We start from the raw sequence: 25,495 nt of genomic DNA, 5'->3' as shown, positions 1-25,495 counted from the left end.
GAGCCAAATGACTTACTTCTTAATTTTTAATATCTCATCAATATCCTCTTTTCTAAATCTCCTCAAATGCGTTCGGGTACAGTCATTTGTATTGTATATTCCCTGGAGCTCTTCTTCAGACCTTCCTAATTTTTCTTCTGTATAAACTACTGAGGATTCACTGTAGGCATAAATCAAATAGCTTTCTCCAATTTCGAATTCTACTCCACAATCTCCCCCTCCCAATCCTGTGCGAATTATAAGTTTTGATGCTTGATGGATTGTATCTTGCTTAAATAGCGTGTCTACTTCCACACTGTAATCAATCATTCTTATGCTAAAATGCCTTTCCTTAAACTCACGATAAGTCATTGATTTCTGTGAATCATTGTACAGACTTCTTGCAAAAAGAGTATCCGACCAAATGTGTATAATCTGAGAATCAACTACAGTGGCTAAGACTACTAAATCTGCACTGTTATAGGCTACAGAAACCTTCGATCTTCCATCGCAAGAACATGCTAAAGACCAATAAGTGATCATAAGTAAAAGAATAGTAAAAAGATGTTTTCTCATAATGTTTTTTCTTAGGATGAAAAGAAAGCCAACATTCCATATTTTTATTGACTTTCAGACCTTTCTTACTCTAAACAATTCTCTAAGAAAAGTACGGTATTGCCCACTGCCGAAATCAACTCAGGATTTTTCACCCAACACTTTGTAACTTCGTCTAAATACAAATATTCTGCTCGTTGTTGTTTACCGCCTTTCCGTCTAATGTCTTCTCGTACTAGTCTATTAAATTCTGCATTTGCTATCTTTTTTACTACGGAATGGTCGCTTACAATCAACATTGAGGTCCTTGTCAAAATAAAACCTTCACCGCTATCATTTTCAACTCCAAACAATATTTCTAAGTCCGTAGTTTCGCCTATTCTTCTCAACAACTTAGAATCTTTCGATCTAAAATTTTCACCAGCATACTCCAAAAAGTTATTCCTTTTCAACCGAGCAGCTAATATGTTATCAAAGTTGATCATGTACTATTAATGCAAATCTTATAGCGGAGCTGAGGAATGAATTCATTAAATTCTTAAATTTTTGAATCCTTGAATTTAAATCCCCTACCCCTTCTTCGCTTTCTTTTTCTCCGCCTTGGCGTGTAATTGATGTATGATTCCATCGGAAAGTCCAATCTTGGGGACGAACATTTCTGTAGATTTAAGGCAAGTCATGGCGTACAAGTAGATTTCACACGCCGGAACAATTACATCGGCTCTATCTGGCTTTAATTGGTATTTCTCGGCTCGTTGGTCTACATCTAAGGCTGCCAGTTTATCGTGTAACTCATCCAACTCTCTGTACTTAATGGGTTCCATGTGTTGTTTCCCCAACAACTTGTGTACTTTGTTGATGTTACCTCCTGTTGCAAACACTTTGTGTTGTACAGATGCATCTACGTGGTCTGCTATCCACTTTTTCATCGATTTCCATATCTGCCTGCTTTCTTTGTGCTTCATCAAACGTATGGTACCTACACGGAAAGATTTCCCTGCTACTTTTTGTCCGTCCTCGAATACAGATATTTCTGTAGAACCTCCACCAACATCTATTACAATGAAAGGAGAATCTTTGTCTATGTTCAATAAAAAGAAAGTAGAGAAAATAATATCGGCTTCTTCTTTCCCACCGATGATTTCTATTTTGAGTCCAACCTCATTCTCTATATGATCCTTGATTTCTCTTCCGTTTTTCGCCTCACGCATAGCAGAGGTTGCACAGGCTCTCAAGCCATCAACATTAAAAACTTCGGCAATGAGCTTAAAGGCTTGCATGGTTTTTACAAACTCCTTTTCCTTTTTAGGAGAGATAATACCATCTTCGAAAACTTCTAACCCCAAACGCAAGGGAATACGCGTATAGCTGATCTTCTTTACGTAAGAATGACCGTTAATTTTGGTTACCTGACCAATGAGTAGTCGGGCAGCGTTTGTTCCTATATCTATGGCTCCGTAAATCAAGTGTTGCTTTTGGGTATTAAACTAAGATATTTTTTCGGCAATACCTCAAAAACTAACATGAAAATTTTACGCAAAAAAGTAGAATTATACTTCCTTATCCCTTTCTAATTTATTTTGATAATACGCATAGATTTCTGATTGTGATCGGTGTAATTCACCTTCTACAACTCTATACTTATTGGCTTGGGTTTTATCCAATATTCTCGCTTTCTGATTGTCGCGCCATTGAATTTCAAAAATATCAGCTACTTCTTGCTGTATGCTTTTATCCAAGATAGGAGCTGTTACCTCTATACGCTTGTCTAAGTTTCGTGTCATCCAATCTGCAGAAGAAAGGTAATGTTCTGGATGGTTATTGTTACAGAAAGAAAAATAACGCACGTGTTCCAAGTAGCGATCAACAATACTAATTGCCTCTATGTTTTCACTCTTCCCTTTTACACCAGGTACTATACAGCAAATTCCACGGATAATGAGTCGCACCTTTACTCCTGCCTGACTCGCATCATAAAGCTTTTGTATCAACTTTTTATCAACAAGGTTGTTCAATTTAATATTGATGTATGCAGGTAATCCACGCTTGGCATTTTTCACCTCTCTGTTAATGAGATTGATGAATTTACGACGCGTATTAAAAGGCGAAACAAAGAGCTTACGGTACAAACCTCTTTCTATGTTGTTTTCCAAAAGGTTAAATACTTTCTCTACCTCATTGGTGATTAAAGGATTTGCGGTAAGTAAGCCATAATCTCCATAAATCTTTGCAGTTCCACCATGGAAGTTCCCTGTACCAACATGGGCCACCAATTGCTTTTTACGCCCAACCATACGGGTAATTTGTATGAGCTTAGAGTGAACTTTAAGTCCAGGCACACCATAGATAATACGTGCACCATGCTCTCTTAATTTGTTGGCCCAATACATGTTGTTTTCTTCATCAAAACGTGCTTGAAGCTCCACCACAACGGTAATACTTTTTCCATTCTGTATGGCCACACGCAAGGCATTAATCACCTGAGATCTCGGTGCCACCCTGTAGATGTTGATTTTTATACTCAACACTTTCGGATCAATGGCACTTTCTCGCAACAGGTCTACCAAATAATCAAACTTCTGGTAAGGATAATGCAACAAAACATCTTGCTTCATTACCGTTTTAATAACAGATCTTGAATCTCTTAACACAGGATGTTCTAAAGGTGGCAAAGGCTCATAGGTAAATTCCTTGATACCAAAATCAGGGAATTTCATGAAGTCTTTAAAATTGTGGTAACGACTCCCAGAATCTTGATGGTCGTACTTTTCTATACCTAAGGATTTCAACAAAAACTTAAGTAAGTCACCCGGCATATTTTGATCATACACAAAACGTATGGGCGATCCCTTTTTACGTTGCTTGATGCTCTCCTCCATTTTCTCCATCATGGAAATAGAGATATCATCATCCAAAGTAATTTCAGCATCACGGGTAAACTTAAAGGTATAAGCTTTGATCTCATCGAATTTAAAGATGGAGAAGATGTTGCTTAGGTGCAAACGAATTACATCATCCAACAATATTACATTTTGCTTTCCTTCTGTGGTAGGTAAAGTAATAAATCGCGGGTGCGAAGAAGGAATTTGTATCAAGGCATAGTGTTGCTTTTCTTTGTCGTTCTGACAAAACTTCACCGCCAAATAAATTCCATCATCCTTTAAGCGAGGAAACTTCTTTTTTGTTCCTAAAATGATGGGAACTATATCTCTTTTGAGCTCATTGCGGTAATACTCATGCAAGAATTCTTTGTTCTCTTCGCTTACCGTATTTTCATTAACCTGTGTAAAGCCTTGTTCTCCCAACTCTTTTAAAATGCGGGCGTAAGACAATTCGAAAACACGTCGTTGTCTTTTTACGGTAGTTTGAATTTCATCCAAGAGTGCAGATGGAGACCCCTCATAGCCTTCCACTTTACGGTTACGCAAAGCAATCATTCTGTGTATGGTAGCTACACGCACACGGAAAAACTCATCCATGTTGTTGGAGTAAATTCCTAAAAAGCGTATACGCTCCACCAAGGGAACCGATTTATCTAAACTTTCCTGCAACACACGTTGGTTAAATGACAACCAACTTAATTCTCTATTGATTAAATCCATAGTCTACCTGTAAAGCCGCAAAGATTGAAAACTTATGCTTTCACTTGTCGGACTTTTTCTAAAGTTAATTTAAAAGTTACTTTTTGGTAACAATGCCCTAATAAAACTTGAAAATTTTCCATAAAAAAAGTCCCCAACACATTGGGGACTTCTCTATCTTTTAAAGCGGCTTATACTTTCATACCTCTCACCACTCTATCTTTTCTTTTCTCTTTTTTCCATTTTTGAAGCTTCACTACTAAGTAAGCTCTGGCACTTGCTGCTGTAGCTTCGTATTCCTCATTACCGTATTCAACCAAGCCTTTACCATTTTTCCATACGGCTACAAAGTAATACTTATCTAGGGTAGTATTTTCCTTCATGGCAAACCTTAGCACCCTACCTGCTCCGGGTTCGAAACGAATAATGATTTCTCCGTTTTCTCCGTAACCATCAAAAACACATTTGGTTCTTGCAGGAATAATAATACGATCAGAAGTTGTGTTTTCACTTTTCACCAAAGAACCATCAGACTCTGTGGTTTTCACACCTTCACTTTTCTGGCGAACAAGCTCTATATAATCGGAAGTATAAAACTGCACCCCCTTCATTTTAGAGGCATCTGTTAAATTCCATTCATCTCTAATTGCATTTGTGTAAGCTTCTCTAGTGGCACATGAACTTAAGACCAGCACCAACATCATTATACCTAATACCCTTTTCATTCTATGTTATTTTTCGTTTTGTAATCAATTATTGCACCAAAAGGTTACAACCTCTAATATCACTATTTTCAAATCTACCTAAGATTTTAAAACCACCTTCTACGCGCTTCCCTAAATCTTGTGTAGCAATGAAACTACAGCTGTGCAAATTAGCTAAATCTATCACATTTACACCGCCTGTTTTACCCTTTTTATTAAACGATAGTGCATCACTCACCGCTCTAATTCTAACATCCATCCAGGGTGGCGACTTAAATATTTGCTCTTCAACGCTATAGGCCTGTGAGAGCAACTCTGTCATTCCATACTCCGAAGAAATGACAGGAATATTAAATGCTTTGCTCAATACATCGTGTAATTCTTCCTTGAGCATCTCCTTTCGGCGACCTTTCATACCCCCCGTTTCTATTACCACACAACCTTCTAAATTAGGTTTTAGATCTGCAAAATCTAGCAAAGCATAACTCACCCCAAAGAGTACTACCCTTTTCTTGGGTTGTTCTGTTCTAATTTTTGATATATGATTTTCTAAGTGTGCTATATCGTCTAAGAAATACCCAGAAGATTCATTCCCACTGGCCTGTATGAGATGATCTACCATATACAACAAAGAAGACTCTCCTTGCGCAACATAACTCGGCAATAAGGCAATTACCACATGATCTTTAACGTCCCCTAAAAAAGAGGTATAGGCCTTCATAAATGAAGTTTCGTACAAACTTAAATCGTGAACATGATGTTCCGAACGCACCATACCCGTGGTACCTGAACTTTTAAAAACCTTTTGTGTTTGTACATAATCACATACTACCCTTTCCGTTTTAAAAAAAGAAATGGGTAAAAACGGAATTTCTTCTATGTTTTTAGGATGCGTTCTACCCAATAAATCACAAAACTTTCGGTACACCTTATTGTGCTGGTATTGATGTTTAAATACCTCCAAGGCACAAGTTTCAAATTCTGCTGGGGTTTGAATAGAAAATATGCGTTCAGCAATATCTTGCATGATGTGTTTTTGAATTAAAACAAAGATAATAGAGTCTTAAAAAACAAGGCACAAAAAAAACGAGAGCTATCGGACGGGCGTCCAAAGCTCTCGTTACACTAATCAACCTAACCTACTACTACTGCCACAAAGATATACAAGATTTGTAGATGTAAAAGGAAAAAATTAAAAATAATTACCTAGGTAAAATGGTAGCATTCAAAGAGTGTTTAACACGGTAAATCCACTTACACCTACGGATATTGTAGTATGCTTGCATATAATCATCCAAAGCTAACAGTTTAACATTCCATTTATCAACAGCACTTTATTCATCATCAATTTTAGATTCCAATAATGGAGCTTAACTTATTATTAGATTTGTATTAAATTAGCAAAAAGGATGAGCATGAAGAAGGTACTTATAATAGATGACGAGGAAGATATCAGAGAATTGATACAATACAATTTGATCAAAGAAGGATTTGAAGTAAGTACTGCCGAAAATGGAAAAGTAGGTTTGGAAAAACTCAAAGAAAGCAAACCCGACCTCATCCTTTTGGATGTAATGATGCCAGAAATGGACGGAATGGAAGTTTGTGAAATCATCCGAAAAAACAATGCGTACAACGATGTGGTAATTTGTTTCTTAACCGCAAGAAACGAAGACTATAGTCAAATTGCTGGTTTAGACATGGGGGGTGATGACTACATCTCAAAACCTGTTAAACCTAAAGTACTCATCTCTCGCATCAATGCCCTTTTGCGACGTGGTGGAATGACGCCTACGGAGGAAGAAAACACAGAAATCAACGAAGATTTAATCATAGACAGAGAACAATACTTGGTAATCTTAAAAGGGAAAAAGCTTCACCTTCCAAAAAAAGAATTCGAATTGCTCTCACTCTTGGCTTCAAAACCACAGAAAGTATTTGGAAGAGAAATTATTTTAGATACTGTTTGGGGAAATGAAATAGTGGTAGGAGACAGAACCATAGATGTGCACGTAAGAAAATTACGCGAAAAGATTGGGGCTGACTACATACAAACCGTTAAAGGTGTTGGCTACAAATTCATCGCCTAGTTTATCTTATTGTTAAGTCTTTACAGAACAGTAGCAACGCATTTAAGGGCAAACTATTTTTGCCGCCCATGAAAAGTATTAAACCATATCAACTGATTTTTATAGGAAGTGTATTAGTAGGACTAATCGGCTTTCTTGCCATGTACTTGTTTTTAGCTCCAAAAGCACAATTGGAGCTGGAGTTAATGATAGTCATAGCCTTTGGTATAGGTCTACTCTGCTTTTTCATTTTTCAAATTTTGATTACCAAGTTCATTTCGAACAAAATCAAAATACTGTACAGAACCATACGTAAAGGAAAACTCCACCACGACGACCCCAACATTACCATTTACGGTGACATTTTGGACCAAGCGGCGAAGGATACCAACGAATGGGCACTGGAGCGCAACAAGGAAATCAGTAAACTTAAAGAGCAAGCAGCTTTTAGAAAAGAATTTTTAGGAAACTTGGCCCACGAGTTAAAGACTCCCATCTTCAGTATACAAGGTTATATCTTAACGCTTTTAGAAGGAGGTTTAGAGGATGAAAACGTGAACCGAAAATTCTTAGAACGCGCTTCAAAAGCAACAGATAGAATAGCTAGTATTTTGGATGATTTGGACTCTATTACCAAAATGGAGGTGGACCGCGTTGAGTTTAACTTTAAAAACTTTGACATTGTTGATTTGGCAGAAGAAGTAATGGAATCTTTAGAAATTCCTTCTCAAGAGAAAAACATACGCATTGCTTTCAATAAAAAATACGACCCTATTTACGTAAACGCAGATAGAAACAAGATTGCTCAAGTATTGACCAACTTAATTAGCAACTCTATTTTCTACGGAAATGAAAACGGCAAAACCATCATACGTTTCTTCCCTTTAGAAGATGCCATTATGTGTGAGGTAGCTGATGACGGTCCAGGTATAGAAGAAGAAAAACTACCGCGTATTTTTGAAAGATTCTACCGTGTTGAACAAAGTAGAAACAGAAATGAAGGCGGGTCTGGTTTAGGACTTTCTATTGTGAAACACATTATAGAATCTCACAATCAATCGATCAATGTTCGCTCTACAAAAGGATTGGGTTCTACTTTTTCTTTCACTTTAGCCAGAGCTAGAAATCAAAGAGGATAATTTTTAAACTCTTCTTCGGTAACAAAGGTAAATTGTTTGCGCTGGGCATTGTGCTTGGCCAAATATTCTTGCTCGCTTTGTCCTTTCGTGGGTATTAATATAGCCTTACGCTTTAGTCGAATTAAATCCATCAGTGTAGAATATCCACTTCTAGAAATCACAATTTCCGCTTCTCCAAACAAACGCTCCATCCATTCTTGGTTGGGTTGATAGTACACGTCCACATTATCTTTGGTCGCCTCATAATCGAAAGCATCCAAACCGGCTATAACAGCATGCTTGCCTTCACAAACAGACAAACGTTCACTCATTTCCAGCAAGAAATCTTTGGCATAAGGCATAGGTCCACTTACAATCACCAAGTATTTATATTTCACCGCTTGGGTCTCTACCTCGTGCTGAAAGCGACTCAAAATACCTATACGTTTGTGCGCGAGTTTGGAAACAGACAAGTCACCACTCAAATTCAACTCGTCGTCAGGTACCCAAACCTCATCAAACTTCTTTAAAAACCTTTTATTGATCCACTGTCCTAGAAAAGCATACTTGGGTAAATTCAAACGCAACTGGTGAGAGATAATCACACTCTTCACTTTTCGGTGGCGAAAACCAAAGCGCTGATCGCTAATGATGATATCAGGCGTAAACACTTTAACAAGCGCCTTCACCTCTTCCAATTCAACATCCAACCTGTGCTTTAATTGAAAGTAATTCACAAACACATCCTTCATAAAAGACCCCTTGCCTTCAAACTTAAAAGGATATCCCTTATGACTAACATACCAAAGTTCAGGAAAGTAAGCTCGGTAGAAATCTTCTTGGTCTAAATTACAGCATACGATAATCTCATTTCCCTGTTCTATGAGTTGCTTAAGCAGTGGAACACTACGAGAAACATGACCCAATCCCCAGTTTAAAGGACTAAATAATACTGTTTGATGTGTGATAGTTGAAATACTTTCGTTCAAATCCTTGGAAGATTTCTATTTTTGCAGCTCCAAAATAGGAAAAAATGGCAAAGAACAAGTTACGTCGCTTTAATGAAATGAAGGAAATGGCAAATGTATTCGAACCCTCTATGCACGAGGTCAAAGAAAATGCATTTGAATTGAAAGGAAAGTGGAGAGAGAAATATTTCAAAAACGACAACCCTATCATTTTAGAATTAGGTTGTGGTAAAGGAGAATACTCCGTAGGATTAGCGCGTAAATATGCCGATAAAAACTTTATTGGACTTGACATTAAAGGAGCCCGTATGTGGGTGGGAGCCAAAGAATGTGTAGCTGAAGGTTTAACAAACGTTGCTTTTTTGCGTACCAAAATTGATTTCATTACTTCTTTCTTTGCCGAAAATGAAGTTGATGAGATTTGGTTGACTTTTAGCGACCCTCAACCTAACAAGCCAAACAAAAGGTTGACTTCTAAATTCTTCATCGATAGATATAGACAAATCTTAAAACCAGGAGGAATTGTTCACCTAAAAACAGATAGTGATGTGTTGTTTGAATCTACGGAGGAAGAAATAAAAGAACACGGTTACAAACAACTTTTCTTAACTTGGGATTTATACGGAGACGTAGATCAATTGCCAGAAGAAGTGCACGATATCATGCACATTAAAACACACTACGAACAATTATTTACAGAAAGAGGTCACCAGATCAAATACTGTAAATTCTTAATTCACGATGAGCAAAACGATAAAGCTTAGCGAAAAAAACGCCGATTTTTTTGATCGGGTGTACCAAGTGGTAGAACTCGTCCCTTATGGGCGGGTTACCAGCTATGGTGCCATTGCTAAGTATTTAGGAGCTGCACGCTCAAGCCGTATGGTAGGCTGGGCAATGAACAACGCACACGGAATGCCCCACATACCAGCACACAGAGTGGTAAATAGAAACGGAATGCTTACAGGGAAAATGCATTTCGAAACACCCACGGCCATGGAAGATAAATTACAGGCAGAGGGAGTTGCGGTGAAAAATGACACCGTGCAAGAATTCAAAACACTCTTTTGGGACCCCGCTCTCGAACTTAAACTTTAATTTTCCGAAACGTATTCCAGTTCTTCTAGAAACAATCGTTTGTTGCCCGACATTTCCGCACATATTGCGATGTCTCTGTCCACCTCGCGCATCAATGCTTCCATTTCTAAAATTTGCCGTTCTTGTTTAGCCATGAGCTCTACAGATTTCATGTGGGCTCTCGCCTTTTCCATCTGGCGGTCATATTCTGATTGGCAGGAGTAGGTAGAAGCCAATAGGAGACCTATGATCAATAGTTTAGTTTGCATAATTTAAATTTAAGGCCTTTTTTTCAACTAAAAAAAGAAAGTCTTTTAACGGCCATCTTTTTTAGACGAATACACGAAATCTTCCAACAAACTCTTTCGCTTACAACGCAATCTTTAGGAGTTTTCCTTAATTTTACCGCATGATTTTAGTCACAGGCGCCAGCGGTTTAATAGGGAGTCACCTCCTTTACAAATTATCTACAAGTACCAACACGAGCATACGTGCTCTGTATAGAGATGCGTCTAAAATCAGCCGCGTTAAAGCCCTGTTTAACTTCTACAACCCACAAGAAGGCGATGCGCTTTTTGAAAAAATTTCATGGGTAGAATGTAATGTTTTAGATCTACCAGAACTCGAAGAACAAATTCAAGATGTTGACTACATCTACCATTGTGCCGCCAAAGTTTCTTATCAGAAAAAGGACTTCAGGAGCATGGTAGAAATTAACCGTGGTGGAACAGCAAATTTGGTTAACATGGCTTTAAAGCACGGCATTAAAAAAATGTGTCATGTAAGCTCCACTGCAGCCGTGGGTAAACCCGTTAAAGAAAGCACCATCCCTATAGATGAAACTTCAAAATGGAATCCAGATATACCCGTAAGTGGTTATTCCATGACCAAACATCTTTCCGAAAAGGAAGTATGGCGCGGCATAGAAGAAGGTTTAAATGCAGTGATTGTTAACCCTAGTGTGGTATATGGCCCAGGTGACTGGAACGAAAGCTCTTTAACCATACTCAAAACTTTACAAAAAGGCATGAAGTTTTACCCTCCTGGAAGCAATGCCTTTGTAGACGCTAGAGATGTGGCCAACATCATGGTCCAATTAATGGAAAGCAACATCACTGCCGAGCGCTATTTGTGCGTGGGAGCAAATACCAGCTTCAAAGAAATGATGAAAACTGCGGCCAAACACCTCGGTACAAAAGCACCTAGCATTGCCCTCCCTAGAACTTTGGCAAACATAGCCTGGCGAGCAGCAAAACTTTTAAGCTTCTTCACTTTTACCCCTCCCGTCCTCACCAAAGATTCCATTGCCAATACCTACGCAACAGCAGTATTCAGCAACGAGAAAATTAAGCAAGCGATAGACTATAAGTTTTACACCCTAGATGAAATGCTAGAAAACGCCGTAAAAGGAAAACTATAAGTACTTTGATGCTTTGCTTCCTTAAATAAGGAGCTTATCCAATGAAGCGTTGTGGTGCGTTGTGCTGAGCGATGTCGAAGTAAGCAAAGTCGAACCATCAAGGGGCGAATCTTTAAATGGTTAAATTCTTAAATCTTTAAATTGTCCTCTTTAGGCCAACGGCCGGGCCATCCTTTATATAAAGCAAAAAAGAGCTAAAAACGCACTACGTTAAATTTAGCTTCTGGTAGTCGCTAAGCTTTAACCAAGTGCCTTTAAAGCCCTTTATCACTTCATGCCAATACTGTCCCTGTTGGGAGCACTGACCTTTAATTTATTTTTTACTTTCCGCGTATAACACGTTAATCTGATCGATGTAGTTCAAGATTTTTTCTCTACCAAACTTAGAAGTAGAACTACTTGTAAATACAGGTGGTAACTCCTCCCATACTTTTAACATTTCCTTGCGGTAAACAGCCAAGTTCTTTTGCAAAGCAGTGCTCGACAACTTATCAATTTTCGTAAAAACCATGGAGAATGAAATTCCATTATGTCCACACCAGTTCATAAATTCCAAATCTATCTTCTGAGGTGGTAAACGCGCATCCAATAAAACAAAAGTATTCAACAAGTTTTCTCTGTTCATCAAATAATCTTGAATAAACTGTGTCCACTTAAACCTACTCTCTTTCGATGCTTTAGCAAAACCATACCCTGGTAAATCAACCAAATACCACTCGTCGTTAATCAAGAAGTGATTGATCAATTGCGTCTTCCCTGGTCGCCCAGAAGTTTTGGCCAATTTCCCATTGTTGGTCAGCATGTTAATCAAAGATGATTTCCCCACATTCGACCTTCCAATAAACGCATACTCAGCCTTATCCGGCGTTGGGCACTTATCTAGGTCTGTATTACTGATCACAAATTTCGCATCCTTGATTATCATAGAATTTTTTCTGCAAAAGTATTAAAATTTTCGTCGTGCACCTCCCTCCTTCTCCTCCCATTTTCTCCCACATATTTTTCAACATTGACATTTTACTACCACTTTCTACCACCAACCTATATTTTCACTAAAACCCAAGAAAAACAGGACTTTTTAAATATTAATTGAAACTTTATTTTGTCATCTACCGTATCAAGTTATCAACAATGGTAGAAAAGTGGTAAAATGTGGTATTTTTTCCAGTATTTTTACCCATTATAAACTGTCATGGCAGGATTAGTAGGAGAATATGAAGTAAAAATGGACGCCAAAGGTCGTTTCATGTTTCCATCAGATTTGAGGAAGCAACTTTCTCCTGCTGCCCAAGAAAATTTCATGTTAAACAAAGGTTTTGAGGAGTGCCTTACACTTTTTCCGATGAACGAATGGGAGAAATTAAGCGCTAAACTGAGCAAGCTAAACTTGTTCAAACCGCAAAACAGAATGTTTTACAGACTCTTTCACCAAGGAGCAAAGCAAATCAACTTAGACAAAGCAGGGAGAATATTAATTCCTGTGGCGCAAATGGAAAAAGTTGGATTGAAAAAGGAATTGGTGTTAATCGCTTACAACGATAGAGTGGAAATTTGGGACAAAGCTAAGTACTTCAGCATGATTGAAGACAACATGGCAGATTTTGCTGATTTGGCAAATGAAGTAATGGGTGAATTTGGAGATGACACAGAATAAAGACTATACATACCACAATCCTGTAATGTTACAAGAATGTTTGGACGGGTTAAACATCAACCCTGAAGGAACATACATTGACGTTACTTTCGGTGGCGGAGGGCATTCAAGAGCTATCTTCGAAAAATTAACTACAGGTCGTTTAATTTCTTTCGACCAAGATCCAGACGCAAAGAAAAATGCTTGGGACGCGAAAAACTTTGATTTCGTAGCCAGCAACTTTGCCTTCATCAAAAATCACTTACGCCTTTTAGGCATCAAGCAAGTAGACGGTATTTTGGCCGACCTAGGTGTTTCTTCTCACCAATTCGATGAAGGAAGCAGAGGTTTTAGCATCCGAGGAGATTATCCTTTAGATATGCGAATGAACCAATCTAGCGACATAGACGCCAAGCACATTGTGAATACCTACGAAGAGGACGAATTGATTTCCATCCTTAGAAAATATGGCGAAGTAAAATCACCAGGTAAAGTAGCAGGTACAATTTGTAGAGCACGCTCTAGAAAAGAAATAGAAACTACAGGAGAATTAAATGAAATACTCCTACCTATCGCTCCTGCTAGAAAAGAAAACAAATTCTTAGCACAGATTTACCAAGCCATAAGAATAGAAGTAAACAACGAAATGGATGTGTTGGAGAAATTCTTAGCACAAACAACAGAAGTTTTAAAACCACAAGGAAGACTTGTTATTATGTCTTACCACTCTTTAGAAGATAGATTGGTAAAAAACTTCATGAAGCGCGGAAGCTTTGACGGCAAAATAGAAAAAGACTTTTATGGGAACATCTTAAAACCCTTTACAGAGGTAACAAGAAAACCCATCACACCAACAGAAGAGGAATTAGAGTTAAACAATCGCTCGCGTAGCGCCAAACTAAGAATAGCAGAACGCAACGATGATTAACGAATACCAAAATAAAGAAGAGGTTCAAAAAGAAGACCCGAAGAAAAAGAAGAAGAGCAGCAGAAAGCCCTTAGGTGAAAGCTCCAAAACTTTCATGCAAATCATCAACGGGGACTTCTTAACGAAAGACTTTGTACTGAATAATCTGACGTACATCGTGTTCATCGTAATGCTCCTCATACTTATAGTAGGTAAAGGATATTATGTAAACCAACTGGCAAAGGAAACCAGCAACATGGAAAAAGAGCTCAATCAAATGACCTCTGACTATGTAGAAAATAAAGCCAAGTTAGAAGAAGAAACAAGAAGACAGGTTTTAGTAGACAAACTAACACCACTAGGATTAAAAGAAACAAGAAAACCTACCAAGGTTGTAAGAATAAAAAAGGAAGAGAGAGAATAAATGGACAAGAACAACAAACATATAGTTTTAAGAACCTATCTGATTTACTTCGGGTTTGTAGCTATCATGTTGACAGTTATTGTTAAATCTTTCATGATCTACAAAGACGGTAGAACCAACCTTTTTGTATCCTCTTCAGAAAAAATCGAATTCAAAACTGCTGAAATCATCCCGAGAAGAGGTGAGATTTTGGACGCTAACTTAAGTCCACTTGTTACTTCTGTTTCGTTCTACGACATCTACATGGATACCAAAGTCATCAAGGAAGATGTTTGGAGAGAAGGCATAGAAGGACTTTCAAAAGGATTAGCTGAGTTATTCCCTGAAAAATCAGCTCGAGAATGGAGAGAATACCTTTCTAGAGAACGCGCAAGAAAAAACCAGTATTGCCGTATTCAAAGAAGGGTAACCAATGACACACGTAAAAAATTGCGTGCACTCCCTATTTTCAAACTAGGTAAATACAAGGGGGGAATCATAGACCAAGAGGAAATCATTATTCGTCAAAAGCCTCACGAAGACCTATTAAAAAGAACTTTGGGTTACGTGCGCTACAGAGAAGACGACACCCTAGAGGTGGGAATTGAAGGTGCATTTAATGAGTATTTGCAAGGTCAAAATGGAGAAATCATCCAACAAAAGATTTCAAATTCTTGGAAAACCACAGGTCCTATCACCAAAGAAACACAAGATGGTGCAGATGTAGTTACCACCATAGACAAAGACATACAAGAAGTGGCCCACACAGAATTGTTGCGCCAACTTCAAACCAAAGGAGGTAAATACGGTTGTGCCATAGTAATGGATGTGAAAACAGGATTCATCAAAGCCATGGTGAACTTGGAAGAAAACAGAGATGGCGGATATTCTGAATCCTACAACCACGCAATAGGAACGATAGAAGTACCGGGTTCAACTTTCAAACTTGCATCACTAATGGCGGCTTTGGAAGATGATAAAATTAAATTGACGGATACAGTTAACGCAGTGGGTAGATACCAGTACTACGATAGAGCTTTGAACGATGACAACAAATGGGGCTACGGTAAAATCACGATTCAACGTGCCTTTGAGAAGTCGTCTAACGTTATCTCAAAAATCATATTCGACAATTACAGAAATGAACCTGAGCAATTCCTATCGCGCTTAGACCAATTTGGTTTAACAGAACCCTTAGGCATAGATATCGCCGGTGAAAAAGCACCTATGATTAACAGACCTGGAACACCACAATGGTGGGGTGGTTCTATTGCATGGATGTCTATAGGTTACGAGGTACAGCAAACACCACTTCAAACTTTGGCTTTTTATAATGCGGTGGCTAACAACGGGAAATTCATGAAACCTCAATTTGTTTCTGAAATTCGTCAAGGTAACGAAGTAATTAAGAGATATGAACCTATTGTTTTAAGAGAGAAAATTTGCAGTCAACCGACAATAGACGCTTTGCAAAAATGCCTATCAGGTGTAGTAGAACACGGTACAGGTAGAGCCTTGCGCAAATCCTTCTTTAAACTAGCTGGAAAAACAGGTACAGCTCAAATTGCAAACAGAAACAAAGGGTACGGAGAAATAGGCGACCAAAAATACATTGCCTCTTTCTGTGGCTACTTCCCGGCAGAAAACCCAGTTTACTCATGTATAGTTGTAGTAAGTGCACCAACAAATGACATCTATGGAGCTTCAGTATCCGGAACCGTGTTTGCCGAGATTGCCGATAAAGTTTACAGTACAAGTTTACAATACCAAGATGCCATCAACCAAGGCAGTGGAAAGTTTGATACTCCTGTCACAAAAAGTGGAAATGGGTATGAATTAAAACACGTATTAGACGAATTACACATCCGCACAGAAGGAAGCACTTCTCAAGAATGGGTTAGAACTTTCCAACAAACAAACGGAGTTGAATTCAGAACGGCTGAAATACAAAAAAGCCTTGTCCCAAAAGTAATAGGAATGGGACTTAAAGATGCTGTCATCCTTCTTGAACAAGCAGGATTAAAAGTAAGATCAAAAGGTGTAGGACGAGTAATTACTCAAAGCCTTGCCCCTGGTAGCGCCGCAGTAGTAGGTGGAATCATAGAAATAGAATTAAAGTAATGCAACAGTTAAGAGACATATTATACGGTGTAAACCTCATCCAAGTGATAGGTAGCACAGATGTGGCGATTGAAGCTATCGTTTTCGATTCCAGAAAAGCGACAGCCAATACTGTTTTTGTTGCCATCAAAGGATTTACAGTTGACGGACACAATTACATCTCTAAAGCAATAGAATTAGGCTGTACTTCTATCATCTGTGAGGCAATTCCAACAGAAACATCTGAAGGCGTAAACTACATACAGGTAAAAGACTCTCATCAAGCCTTGGCTTTAATGGCCAACAATTTCTACGATGAACCGAGTAAAAAACTCACCTTGGTTGGTATTACAGGAACAAACGGTAAAACAACGTGCACTACCCTACTTCACAAGTTATTTACCCAGCTTGGATATAAAGTAGGACTCCTTTCAACTGTTGTAAATAAAATAGGAGACAAAGAAATTCCTTCTACACACACTACCCCAGACGCTGTAGGTTTGAACGCCCTTTTAGCACAAATGGTAGAAGAAGGATGCACGCACTGTTTTATGGAAGTAAGCTCGCATGCCATCCACCAGCACAGAACAACAGGTTTAGACTTTAAAGTAGGTGGTTTTACAAATATCACACACGATCATTTGGATTACCACAAAACCTTTAAGGAATACATCAACGTTAAAAAGAGCTTTTTTGATCACTTAAGCAAAGAGGCATTTGCCATCACTAACCTCGACGATAAAAACGGGGCTGTAATGCTACAAAACACGAAAGCTAAGAAATTAAGCTACAGTTTAAAGTCTGTATCTGACTTCAAAGCTAAAGTGTTGGAAAACCAATTTACAGGACTGGTTTTAAACATGAACGGTACGGAATTATGGTCGAGATTAATTGGTGACTTCAATGCTTACAACTTGCTTTTAGTATATGCAATTGCAATTACTTTGGAAGAAGACGAGCTGGAAGTATTGACACAATTAAGCACGCTAGAAAGTGTAGACGGAAGGTTCCAATACACCAAAAGTGAAAGTGGAATTATTGCCATTGTAGACTACGCGCATACGCCAGATGCCTTGGCCAATGTCTTGGGAACAATCAACAACATCAGAACGAAAAACGAAACGGTTTTTACGGTAGTAGGATGCGGTGGAGATAGAGACAAAACAAAGCGTCCTTTAATGGCAGGTATTGCTTGTGAGAACAGTGATAAAGTTGTGATTACTTCAGACAATCCGAGAACGGAAAATCCAGAGACCATCATTGAAGAAATGATGACGGGAGTGGAAGGTCAGCACTACAAAAAGACCCTCTCCATTACCAACCGTAAAGAAGCGATTAAGACAGCAATCAGCATGGCACAACCCAACGACATCATTTTGATAGCTGGGAAAGGTCATGAAACCTACCAAGAAATCAATGGCGTTAAACATGATTTTGACGACATGGCAATTACGAAAGAATTATTTAAAAAACTTGACAAGTAATGTTATACTATTTATTTCAATACCTCAACGAAATTGACTTCCCTGGAGCCGGTGTATTCGACTACATCTCCTTTAGAGCAGCCGCTGCATTAATCACGAGTTTGATCATTTCTATGATCTTCGGAAAACGCATCATTAATGCATTGAGAAAGCAACAAATTGGAGAATCTGTAAGAGACTTAGGTTTAGAGGGACAAAAAGAAAAAGAAGGAACTCCAACAATGGGTGGACTTATCATTTTAAGCGCCATCTTAATCCCTACTTTATTATTTGCGAAACTTCACAACATCTACGTCATCACCATGTTGATTGCAACGGTTTGGTTAGGGTTGATAGGTTTCTTAGATGACTACATCAAAGTTTTCAAAAAGAACAAAGAAGGTTTAGCAGGAAAATTCAAAATCATAGGTCAAATCGGTGTAGGAGTTATTGTAGGATCTATTCTTTACTTCCACCCTGATGTTAAGGCACACGAGAAAGTAGACAGTCAGTACGTTCTTGCTGCAAACGAAGTGGACGTTACCGACAAACACGCAGAGTTTAACAAAGGAACAGACAACAAGTGGATCATGACAACAGACAAGACCACAACCATTCCTTTCGTAAAGAACAACGAGGTTAACTACTCGCTTTTAAGTGATAATGTTTGGATAGGATTTGGGCTTTTCACCCTATTGGTCATCTTCATCGTTGTAGCTATTTCTAACGGAGCCAACATGACAGACGGATTAGACGGACTAGCAACAGGAAGTTCAGCCATCATAGGATTGGCACTAGCTGTATTGGCCTATGTAAGTTCTAACTTAAAGTTCGCAGATTACTTAGATGTGATGTACATCCCTTTTGCAGAAGAAATGGTAATCTTCATCTCTGCCTTTGTAGGAGCTTGTATAGGATTTTTATGGTTCAACTCTTACCCAGCACAAGTTTTCATGGGAGACACAGGAAGCTTAGCCCTAGGAGGTATCATCGCAGTATTTGCCATTTCTATCCGTAAAGAATTATTAATCCCTGTATTATGTGGAATTTTTATCATAGAGAACGCTTCAGTAATACTACAGGTTAGCTACTTCAAATACACCAAAAAGAAATTCGGTGAAGGTCGACGCATTTTACGCATGGCCCCACTTCACCACCACTACCAGAAGAAAGGAATACACGAAGCTAAAATAGTTTCGCGCTTCTGGATCGTAGGGATACTCTTAGCAGTAATTACGATAGTAACCTTGAAATTGAGATAAACCGTGAACGGAACAAACAAACATATCAGCATTTTGGGCGCAGGCGAAAGCGGAGTGGGCGCTGCACTTTTAGCACAAGCTAAGGGGTGGAATGTTTTTGTTTCAGATTTCGGTAAAATCAAGGATAAATTCCAACAAGAACTAACAAACAACAACATACAATTTGAGCAAGAACAACATTCAGAAGATATCATCTTAACGAGTGATGTAATTGTGAAATCTCCAGGTATTCCACACAAAGCACCTATCATTCAAAAGGCGGTAGCAAAAGGAATTAAAATCATATCTGAAATTGAATTTGCAGGTTATTACACACAAGCAAAAATGATATGCATTACCGGTAGCAATGGAAAAACTACCACTACCCTTTTAACGCATCACCTTTTAAGAAAGGCAGGACTTAATGTAGGATTAGCTGGAAACATCGGTCAAAGTTTGGCCAAACAAGTCATAGCTGACGAATTCGAGTACTACGTGTTAGAATTGAGCAGTTTCCAATTGGATGACATGTACGACTTCAAAGCGGACATTGCCATACTATTAAATATCACACCAGATCACTTAGACAGGTATGATTACAAAATGGAAAACTACACGGCATCGAAGTTTAGAATTCTACAAAACATGACAGCAAACGATTGGTTCATCTACAATGCAGATGATCCTATCATCACTGAGCACTTGGCACTAACAAACACCAAAGCTCAGCTCGCTCCTTTCTCTTTAAAAGAAGAACAAACGCAAGGAGCACACGCAAACGAACAACAAATAACAATAACAATAAAAAACCAATTCACTATGTCTATTCACGATTTAGCATTGAAAGGCAAGCACAATACTCAAAACAGCTTGGCCTCAGGGATCGCAGGAAGAATCCTCGACATTAGAAAAGAAACAATTAGAGAGAGTTTATCTGATTTCAAAAACGTTGAACACCGTTTGGAGTTCGTAGCCAAAGTTCACGGTATTGAATTCATCAATGACTCAAAAGCAACCAACGTAAACTCTACTTGGTACGCCTTAGAAAGCATGGAAAAACCAACTGTTTGGATCGTTGGTGGTGTAGACAAAGGAAACAACTACGAAGAGTTAGCAGAACTTGTTCAAGACAAAGTGAAAGCTATTATTTGCTTGGGAGTTGACAACTCAAAAATCATTGAGGCTTTCCAAGGAAAAATTGAAACGATAGTAGAAGCAAAATCTGCTATGGAAGCAGTTGGTTTTGGATACCAATTAGCAAAGAAAGATGAAATCGTATTGTTATCTCCAGCTTGTGCAAGTTTCGATTTATTCGAAAGCTACGAAGACAGAGGTAACCAATTTAAAGATGCCGTGAGAGCATTATAAAAACACATTAAAACGTAACGTCATGCAAAAACTAGATAAAAAGACCTTGCAGGATAGTTTACTTTCTGCACGTCAGAACGCATTAAAGGAAGCTAACAAGCATTTAACACAACACGAAGATTTTAGAGGTATGAAAATATACTCTTGGTCGGGTGCCAATTTAAATGAATGTTTTGAAGCCTTAAAACAATTAGACAATCCTGTAATCTGGATCATGAGTAGTGATCTAGAACACGATTTTAACGAAGAAAGACCGTGGTTAAGCCAAGAGGTAGAAGCGATTATTTCTTTCGGACAAGCCAATAAAAAGTTTAGATACGATTTAGAAGCACAAGTTACCTTCTTCACACGTAAAAACGACATTTTAGAAGCTTGTGAAATGTTAACTAAAGTAGCCCACGAAGGAAATACCGTATTCTTTGCTCCTGGATTAGGGAAACAGGCAAAGGAAATGGAAACAACTTTCTTGAACTATTTAAAAGACAACCAATAATTGAAGTCAGTATTAAAATATTTAGGAGGTGACAAGGGGATATGGATTATCGTCTTTTTGCTCATGCTCATCTCTTTGGTTTGTGTATTCTCTTTTGTTCCCATCTTGGTAAAAACAGAAGGAGGATCACCCTTCAAATACCTCTTTAAACACGTTATTTATATCGTGATAGGTATTGCTGTGATGTACTATTTACATCGCTTAGACCCTAAATATTTTTCTAAACTTTCGAAGTTCGGACTCATCATGGCCGTCTTCCTGCTCATCTTTACCTTCTTTTTCGGGGTAACGATTAACAACGCAAGTAGATGGATAAAAATCCCTATAGTAGGGTTAACTTTCCAAACTTCAGACTTTGCCAAATTGGCTTTAATACTTTACATCTCCAAGCAACTTGCTGTTAAGAAAGACAACTTTTTAGATTGGAAAACAGGCTTCGTACCTATCGCTTCTGCCATAGTAGTAATCTGTGGTTTAATATTTAAAGACAACTTCTCAACAGCCGTATTATTGGCTACGATTGCCTTCCTTTTGTTATTTGTAGGAAAGTATCCTTTAAAGAGAATAGGTGTGCTAGTCGCCGGTGGTTTAGGATTGGTATCCATCGCCGTACTACTGCACTTTGCCCTCAAACCAGACATAGAATTAATTCCACGACTGGACACTTGGGTATCTCGTTACACCAAAGCTTTTGGAGAAGAAACCAGTATTATAGAAAATGCCCAGGCCATTAATGCCGAACTTGCCATACACGTTGGTGGTTTGTTTGGAGAAGGTGTGGGTAAAGGTCGACTCAAAGAATATTTACCCGAAGCATACGCCGATTTTTTCTTCTCTTCATTTGTAGAAGAATTCGGAATTTTCGGGGCCGTAATATTAATCTTACTCTATATGAGTTTGATGTACCGCATATTTAGAATTGGACTCAAAGCCGATAAACTCTTCCATACCTATGTGTGTATTGGAATTGGTTCCTTGTTAATGTTACAGGCTTCCATAAATATGTTGGTATGCACGCGCATCATACCTGTTACCGGACAGAACATTCCTTTTTTAGCCATGGGAGGTTCTGCTATGGTAACAGCGTGCGCTGCCGTTGGTATAGTTCAATCTATTGCCAACCAACAAAACAAAGGAAAAGTAGTATCCTCTCCTACACTTAAAAACAGCATAGCAGAATGATACAAAAAGCAATTATATCAGGAGGAGGAACGGGTGGACATATATTCCCTGCCGTTGCCATCGCTAATGGTTTAAAGGAACAAAACCCCAACATAGAAATTCTCTTTGTGGGTGCCGAAGGCAAAATGGAAATGGAAAAGGTTCCAGCTGCCGGTTACAAAATCATTGGTTTACCCATTCGTGGTTTACAGCGCAAACTTACCTTAAGTAATCTTGCTTTGCCCTTTAAGATTTTAAAGTCTTACTTCATGGCTAAAAAGATTATTAAAGATTTCAAACCCGATGTGGTTGTAGGTGTAGGTGGTTATGCATCTGCTCCAACCTTGATTGCCGCAACTCGTTTGGGAGTACCAAGTGTTGTACAAGAGCAAAATTCTTTTCCTGGAAAAACAAACATCTACCTTTCAAAGAAGGTCAATAAAATATGCGTTGCCCACAAAGGGTTAGAACGCTTTTTCCCTGCTAACAAAATCGTTTTTACGGGTAACCCAGTAAGAACTGAAGTAGCAGCTATAGAAGGTAAAAGAGAACTCGCCTTGAAAAGCTTCAACCTTTCTACGGATAAACAAACGATATTAGTTTTGGGCGGAAGTTTAGGCGCACTCACCTTAAACAATAGTGTTCAAAAACATTTAGACAGCCTACACAAAGCCGATGTACAAGTCATCTGGCAATGTGGTAAATTCTACAAAGAAAGACTAAGCAAAGAAGTTGACACCAACAAATACAGCAATATCGTTTTAACCGATTTTATACCGGAAATGCAATTGGCCTATGCCGCAGCAGATGTTATTATCTCTCGCGCAGGTGCCTTGTCGGTTTCGGAAATAGCTCTGGTTGGTAAACCTAGCATCTTGGTACCTTCTCCTAATGTGGCAGAAGACCACCAAACCCACAATGCAAATTCTTTGGTAAATGAAGGTGCTGCATTATTGGTAAAAGACAACACAGCCGTTGAAGAATTGATACCCTTGAGCTTACAACTACTCAACAACCCAGCCTTCCAAAATAAATTAAAAGGAAACTTAAAAGCGTTGGCACGACCAAACGCAACACAAGATATCGTTCAAGTATTGATGGATTTGAAAGCATGAGAATAGAAGATTTTAAACATATCTACTTTTTAGGAATAGGTGGCATAGGTATGTCGGCACTAGCCCGTTATTTTCATGTCAATAAATTTGTGGTAAGTGGTTACGACAAAACGGAGAGTGAACTCACCCAAACCCTGAGTCAAGAAGGCATAGCAATTCACTACCACGACAAGGGAGAAGCTTTACTGGAAGAACTTAACAAAGCAGAAACACTGGTAATTTTCACCCCAGCGGTGAACAAGCATTTAGGTGAATTAATCGCCTTAGAGCAAGCAGGCTTTACTATAATTAAGCGATCTAAAGCACTGGGCTTGTTAACGCAAAGCAGCAAAGGTTTAGGTGTAGCAGGTACTCATGGAAAAACGACAACTTCCACCCTACTTGCTCATGTTTTACAACAATCACATTTAGGATGTAATGCCTTTCTAGGTGGAATCAGCTCCAACTACAACAGCAATTTAATACTTCATCCTACTAGCGAATACACTGTAGTAGAAGCCGATGAATTCGACCGTTCATTTTTACAGTTAAAACCCTTTGCTTCTATCATCACCTCTACTGATGCCGATCATTTAGACATCTATGGGGACGCCGAAACCTTGAAGGAAAATTTTCAAGCTTACTGCGATTTAACTAGTCCGGCCGGCTTGTTGATCCAACAAGTTGACACGGAAGTTTCAGGACCAGGCAAAACACTCACCTATGCCGTAAACCAAAAGGCTAAAGTATATAGTGACAAGTTAAGGTACGTTAAGGGTAAATTCCTTTTCGATTACCACTTCCAAAACAAAACTTGGGAAAATATAGAATTGGGAATTCCAGGTATTCATAACGCAGAAAACGCAACAGCAATTATCGCTCTTTGTCAATTCTTAGGCTTAAGTGAAACGGAAATAAGAAATGGACTCTCGAGTTTCAAAGGGGTTAAGAGAAGATTTGAATACCACATTAAAACAGATAATAGGATATATATAGATGATTACGCGCATCATCCAACGGAGGTAAAGGCTCTATTGAAATCCATAGAGCTCCTTTACCCCGAAAAAAAGATCATTGGGATTTTTCAACCTCATTTATTTTCACGCACACAAGACTTCATGGAGGAATTTGCGCAAGAATTGAGTCGTTTAGATGAATTGATTTTACTACCAATTTATCCTGCAAGAGAAGAACCTATACCAGGTATAACGAGTGAAGTTTTGCTCCAAAAAACCACAAATACAACCAAGCGGCTTCTAGCTAAAGAAGATCTTCTTGATGCCTTAGCGATAGAAGACAACGCCGTGTACTTAACCATAGGTGCTGGAGATATAGACAGATTGATACAACCTTTAAAAGCGAAACTATCATGAAGCCTTGGTTAAGAACAACACTATGGAGCATATTTGCAGCTGCTGTGCTTGTACTTTTAGTTGCGAGTCAATACAGCGTAAGTAAAAAGAAAACCAGCACTCCAAAAATGCACATACACGAACATCCGGGTATGTCCTTTTTAACAGAAGAAGAATTACTCACACAGTTAAAAAGAGCAGGATTATGGAATGAAAACACCACAGTTGATAGCTTAAAAATTAAAAACATAGAAGCTTACATACAGAAATTAAATGTGGTTGACAGTGTAAATGTTTACACCAATTTAGGTGGAAATTGGGAGATAGATGTTCAAATAAGAAGACCCATTGTAAGGGTGTTACCAGAGGGCAATTCTGGCTTCTATATAGACGACAAAGGAGAAGCTATGCAGCTTTCAGATTTCCCAGCTCATGTATTGATAGCCACGGGGTTAGACGAATTAACCATGGAGAATGCGAGTTATAAACGCTTAATTAACAACGACAGTTTAATAACTATAAGCAAGCTCGATGATTTGTACCGTATTTCAAAGTATGTTTGTAATAGTACCTTTTTCAATGCTTTGTTTACCCAATTGCACTATGATAACAACAAGGGTTTCAAACTCATACCACGCGTAGGAAATCAGGAAATAGTTTTTGGTTTAGCGCAAAGTGACGAAGAAGTTGATAAAAAGTTTAACAAACTCAAGATATTTTACGATGAAATCATCCCTTACGAAGGATGGGAAAAATACGAAAGCATAGACTTGAGGTTTGAGGAACAAATTGTAGGAAAGAAAAAATAA

The 25,495-nt window shown here is 38.5% G+C and carries 26 protein-coding genes; 17 read left to right on the top strand and 9 right to left on the bottom strand.

Features of this window, described 5'->3' with window-relative positions:
* Nucleotides 1-12 precede the first annotated feature (12 nt).
* The 6 genes from BM327_RS08760 to BM327_RS08735 form a co-directional block, all read right to left on the bottom strand.
* Nucleotides 13-555 (bottom strand): hypothetical protein, encoded by a 543-nt coding sequence (locus BM327_RS08760; RefSeq protein ID WP_139230315.1) that lies wholly within the window; start codon nt 553-555, stop codon nt 13-15.
* A 65-nt stretch (nt 556-620) separates the two neighbouring features.
* The gene (locus tag BM327_RS08755; RefSeq protein ID WP_090248448.1) at nt 621-1,019 is read right to left on the bottom strand and encodes a hypothetical protein; all 399 of its coding nucleotides are present in this window, start codon (nt 1,017-1,019) and stop codon (nt 621-623) included.
* An 84-nt stretch (nt 1,020-1,103) separates the two neighbouring features.
* Nucleotides 1,104-2,000 carry a Ppx/GppA phosphatase family protein gene (locus BM327_RS08750; protein WP_090248445.1) on the bottom strand — a complete coding sequence of 299 codons (897 nt, stop codon included), beginning with the start codon at nt 1,998-2,000 and terminating at the stop codon, nt 1,104-1,106.
* Between the two features lie 84 nt (nt 2,001-2,084).
* Nucleotides 2,085-4,136: a polyphosphate kinase 1 gene (ppk1, locus tag BM327_RS08745; protein ID WP_090248443.1), complete on the bottom strand. Its 2,052-nt coding sequence runs from the start codon at nt 4,134-4,136 to the stop codon at nt 2,085-2,087.
* 170 nt (nt 4,137-4,306) lie between these two features.
* Nucleotides 4,307-4,840, bottom strand: coding sequence for a hypothetical protein (locus BM327_RS08740; RefSeq protein ID WP_090248440.1), 534 nt, complete (start codon nt 4,838-4,840; stop codon nt 4,307-4,309).
* 28 nt (nt 4,841-4,868) lie between these two features.
* On the bottom strand, nt 4,869-5,846 hold the full coding sequence (locus tag BM327_RS08735) for a LuxE/PaaK family acyltransferase (protein ID WP_090248438.1): 978 nt from the start codon (nt 5,844-5,846) through the stop codon (nt 4,869-4,871).
* 388 nt (nt 5,847-6,234) lie between these two features.
* Between BM327_RS08735 and BM327_RS08730 the strand changes: the two genes are divergently transcribed.
* Nucleotides 6,235-6,909, top strand: coding sequence for a response regulator transcription factor (locus BM327_RS08730; protein WP_170853721.1), 675 nt, complete (start codon nt 6,235-6,237; stop codon nt 6,907-6,909).
* A gap of 68 nt (nt 6,910-6,977) precedes the next feature.
* Nucleotides 6,978-8,027 carry a sensor histidine kinase gene (locus tag BM327_RS08725; RefSeq protein ID WP_090248432.1) on the top strand — a complete coding sequence of 350 codons (1,050 nt, stop codon included), beginning with the start codon at nt 6,978-6,980 and terminating at the stop codon, nt 8,025-8,027.
* Here the strand turns inward: BM327_RS08725 and BM327_RS08720 are convergent.
* Complete coding sequence (locus BM327_RS08720; protein ID WP_090248429.1) at nt 8,015-8,995, bottom strand: glycosyltransferase; 981 nt, start codon at nt 8,993-8,995, stop codon at nt 8,015-8,017. The two genes, BM327_RS08725 and BM327_RS08720, sit on opposite strands and share 13 nt — an antisense overlap.
* 44 nt (nt 8,996-9,039) lie before the next feature.
* Here BM327_RS08720 and trmB point away from each other — a divergent pair, with 44 nt between their 5' ends.
* Nucleotides 9,040-9,738, top strand: a complete 699-nt coding sequence (trmB, locus tag BM327_RS08715) for a tRNA (guanosine(46)-N7)-methyltransferase TrmB (protein WP_090248426.1) — start codon at nt 9,040-9,042, stop codon at nt 9,736-9,738.
* Complete coding sequence (locus BM327_RS08710) at nt 9,716-10,072, top strand: MGMT family protein (RefSeq protein WP_090248423.1); 357 nt, start codon at nt 9,716-9,718, stop codon at nt 10,070-10,072. The genes trmB and BM327_RS08710 overlap by 23 nt, the downstream gene beginning before the upstream one ends.
* Here the strand turns inward: BM327_RS08710 and BM327_RS15875 are convergent.
* Nucleotides 10,069-10,245, bottom strand: a complete 177-nt coding sequence (locus BM327_RS15875; RefSeq protein ID WP_170853720.1) for a hypothetical protein — start codon at nt 10,243-10,245, stop codon at nt 10,069-10,071. The genes BM327_RS08710 and BM327_RS15875 overlap by 4 nt on opposite strands.
* Before the next feature lie 215 nt (nt 10,246-10,460).
* On the opposite strand from BM327_RS15875, the gene BM327_RS08700 reads away from it, so the two are divergent.
* Nucleotides 10,461-11,471 carry an NAD-dependent epimerase/dehydratase family protein gene (locus tag BM327_RS08700; RefSeq protein ID WP_090248417.1) on the top strand — a complete coding sequence of 337 codons (1,011 nt, stop codon included), beginning with the start codon at nt 10,461-10,463 and terminating at the stop codon, nt 11,469-11,471.
* A 313-nt stretch (nt 11,472-11,784) separates the two neighbouring features.
* On the opposite strand, the gene yihA is transcribed toward BM327_RS08700, so the two are convergent.
* On the bottom strand, nt 11,785-12,396 hold the full coding sequence (gene yihA / locus BM327_RS08695) for a ribosome biogenesis GTP-binding protein YihA/YsxC (protein WP_090248414.1): 612 nt from the start codon (nt 12,394-12,396) through the stop codon (nt 11,785-11,787).
* A 267-nt stretch (nt 12,397-12,663) separates the two neighbouring features.
* Here yihA and mraZ point away from each other — a divergent pair, with 267 nt between their 5' ends.
* The 12 genes from mraZ to BM327_RS08635 are packed head-to-tail and all read left to right on the top strand — an operon-like array spanning nt 12,664 to nt 25,495.
* Nucleotides 12,664-13,125, top strand: coding sequence for a division/cell wall cluster transcriptional repressor MraZ (gene mraZ, locus BM327_RS08690; protein ID WP_090248411.1), 462 nt, complete (start codon nt 12,664-12,666; stop codon nt 13,123-13,125).
* A complete protein-coding gene (rsmH, locus tag BM327_RS08685) occupies nt 13,112-14,032 on the top strand; it encodes a 16S rRNA (cytosine(1402)-N(4))-methyltransferase RsmH (protein ID WP_090248408.1) in 921 nt (306 codons plus the stop codon). The genes mraZ and rsmH overlap by 14 nt, the downstream gene beginning before the upstream one ends.
* On the top strand, nt 14,025-14,435 hold the full coding sequence (locus BM327_RS08680; RefSeq protein WP_090248406.1) for an FtsL-like putative cell division protein: 411 nt from the start codon (nt 14,025-14,027) through the stop codon (nt 14,433-14,435). Before rsmH ends, BM327_RS08680 begins: the two co-directional genes overlap by 8 nt.
* Nucleotides 14,436-16,535 carry a penicillin-binding protein gene (locus BM327_RS08675; protein WP_090248403.1) on the top strand — a complete coding sequence of 700 codons (2,100 nt, stop codon included), beginning with the start codon at nt 14,436-14,438 and terminating at the stop codon, nt 16,533-16,535.
* A complete protein-coding gene (locus BM327_RS08670) occupies nt 16,535-17,998 on the top strand; it encodes a UDP-N-acetylmuramoyl-L-alanyl-D-glutamate--2,6-diaminopimelate ligase (RefSeq protein ID WP_090248401.1) in 1,464 nt (487 codons plus the stop codon). The genes BM327_RS08675 and BM327_RS08670 overlap by 1 nt, the downstream gene beginning before the upstream one ends.
* Complete coding sequence (gene mraY / locus BM327_RS08665; protein WP_090248398.1) at nt 17,998-19,239, top strand: phospho-N-acetylmuramoyl-pentapeptide-transferase; 1,242 nt, start codon at nt 17,998-18,000, stop codon at nt 19,237-19,239. Before BM327_RS08670 ends, mraY begins: the two co-directional genes overlap by 1 nt.
* A gap of 3 nt (nt 19,240-19,242) precedes the next feature.
* Nucleotides 19,243-20,586 (top strand): UDP-N-acetylmuramoyl-L-alanine--D-glutamate ligase, encoded by a 1,344-nt coding sequence (gene murD, locus BM327_RS08660; protein WP_090248395.1) that lies wholly within the window; start codon nt 19,243-19,245, stop codon nt 20,584-20,586.
* 22 nt (nt 20,587-20,608) lie between these two features.
* A complete protein-coding gene (locus BM327_RS08655) occupies nt 20,609-21,079 on the top strand; it encodes a hypothetical protein (protein WP_090248392.1) in 471 nt (156 codons plus the stop codon).
* The gene (locus BM327_RS08650; protein WP_139230314.1) at nt 21,080-22,261 is read left to right on the top strand and encodes an FtsW/RodA/SpoVE family cell cycle protein; all 1,182 of its coding nucleotides are present in this window, start codon (nt 21,080-21,082) and stop codon (nt 22,259-22,261) included. It abuts the gene before it with no gap.
* A complete protein-coding gene (gene murG, locus BM327_RS08645; RefSeq protein ID WP_090248386.1) occupies nt 22,258-23,355 on the top strand; it encodes an undecaprenyldiphospho-muramoylpentapeptide beta-N-acetylglucosaminyltransferase in 1,098 nt (365 codons plus the stop codon). Before BM327_RS08650 ends, murG begins: the two co-directional genes overlap by 4 nt.
* Nucleotides 23,352-24,707 (top strand): UDP-N-acetylmuramate--L-alanine ligase, encoded by a 1,356-nt coding sequence (gene murC, locus BM327_RS08640; protein ID WP_090248383.1) that lies wholly within the window; start codon nt 23,352-23,354, stop codon nt 24,705-24,707. Before murG ends, murC begins: the two co-directional genes overlap by 4 nt.
* On the top strand, nt 24,704-25,495 hold the full coding sequence (locus BM327_RS08635; RefSeq protein WP_090248380.1) for a cell division protein FtsQ/DivIB: 792 nt from the start codon (nt 24,704-24,706) through the stop codon (nt 25,493-25,495). Before murC ends, BM327_RS08635 begins: the two co-directional genes overlap by 4 nt.

This window comes from Lishizhenia tianjinensis, assembly GCF_900116425.1.
Lineage (GTDB): Bacteria > Bacteroidota > Bacteroidia > Flavobacteriales_D > Crocinitomicaceae > Lishizhenia > Lishizhenia tianjinensis.
The sequence above is the reverse complement of the archived record's forward strand: the minus strand, read 5'-3'. Positions and strand labels throughout refer to the sequence as shown.